This is a genomic window from Pseudomonas typographi (assembly GCF_014694385.1).
Classification (GTDB): domain Bacteria; phylum Pseudomonadota; class Gammaproteobacteria; order Pseudomonadales; family Pseudomonadaceae; genus Aquipseudomonas; species Aquipseudomonas typographi.
The window spans coordinates 1-1,325 of sequence record NZ_JAAOCA010000089.1 but is presented as its reverse complement, the minus strand read 5'-3'; the positions used below and the strand labels follow the sequence as shown (position 1 = coordinate 1,325).

2 protein-coding genes are annotated in these 1,325 nt (G+C 60.6%); both read right to left on the bottom strand.

The window, feature by feature from the left end:
• Window positions 1-163 precede the first annotated feature (163 nt).
• Window positions 164-484 (bottom strand): hypothetical protein, encoded by a 321-nt coding sequence (locus HAQ05_RS27735; RefSeq protein ID WP_190427563.1) that lies wholly within the window; start codon window positions 482-484, stop codon window positions 164-166.
• Window positions 484-1,325: hypothetical protein (locus HAQ05_RS27730; RefSeq protein WP_190427561.1), on the bottom strand; the 842-nt coding region annotated here is incomplete at its 5' end. The genes HAQ05_RS27730 and HAQ05_RS27735, both read right to left, overlap by 1 nt.

Genomic DNA, 1,325 nt, shown 5'->3' with positions numbered 1-1,325 from the left:
AGGCTCGTCGGCATAGCTGATGGCCGTCATCAAGTTATCGTAGCCATGCTCCTGCGCCGCCGCATCGAGGTGTGCCTGGGTGGCTTTTTCGAAGGTCGCGCGTAACGTCGCAGTGGCCTGAGCTTGCCTCTGCTCAGCGGTGATGAGTTGGCTCAGGTCGAGGTTAGCCATTGGCGACCTCCTCCGTGGTTGGGGCTTGAGGTAGCGCTATGTCGCCGTCCGCCGGGTCTGTTATGTCGGCAGGGAACGCCTGTTCTTGGCTGTAGGGATATCCATGCGGGAGGATTAGCGTCAGTGTCAGCTCGCCATCGGTACGGCTCACGTCGCCACACACCCACTCACTGCTCACAGCAGCGGCAGGCAGCGTGGCGCCGTCAGGGATTACACTGAAGTCAAAGACGTCGCCATTGATGGTCAGCACGTCGCCGGCCTTTACCACCGAAATTGCATCATCCCGGCGCACCGGGGAAAGTTTGATTCGCATTAGAACCACCTGCCTACGGCTATTAGGTTTACCCAAGCCCCATTTGCGAGGCTATTGACTGCCACCAAGGCGCGGTAATAACCCCAAGAGGTTTGGGTTGGCTTGATGTAGCACGCGGCAAAAACGCCGTCTGAAGACCCTGAAGGGGTGTACGCGGTAGCAACAACTACCGGTTCCGCTGAAAAGGCTGCCGGGAATGAAGTGCCGGTGTTGGTACCAGTACCCCAGAGCGACCCGACAGCCGCCGTGATAGCTCCGCAGCTGATTTGCAAGGTGCAGATTTGCGTCCCATCGGCGAACCTCACATACCTGCCATTGGTATTGCTCCCCGTTTCGATAATGGAGCCATTAGGCGTCCCACCGGACTGACTGACCGTGCCGATGATGTTCGCGACGGCAGCCAAACCCAAACCCAGCGCCGATCTCTGGTTCGCCTGGCTGTTCGCCGCCAGCAACGTCCTGGCCTGCGCCGGGAAATCGGCCAGCGCCATGGTGTCGGCAGCCGTGAAGTACGCCAGCTTGTTGGCGGCACCAGTGAGCGCCTCAAGCGCGTTAATCGAGGGATCTGCGGCCAGGCTGCCGAACTGACTCACCAGCGAACGCAACTGGTCCGCCGAGTCCTTCACGTAGCCCTGCATGGGCGCTAGGGCGTAGCTCCCAGCATCAACGCTCGCGCCCTGGTAGGCCGGCAAGATCGACAGCACCGTAGCGCTGGCGATATTGGCCACTTCATACCAGTTGCCGTCAGGACCAAGGAAGGCATCGCCCACCCGGCTGTTCGCCGCGAAGTCGGTACCGGTGCCGGTCACCGTAGTGGAATTTTGCGTGCACGAAACCGTGC

Excerpts from the sequence above, each read along its gene's own strand:
- HAQ05_RS27735 (WP_190427563.1), bottom strand. The coding sequence starts at position 484 with ATGCGAATCAAACTTTCCCCGGTGCGCCGGGATGATGCAATTTCGGTG.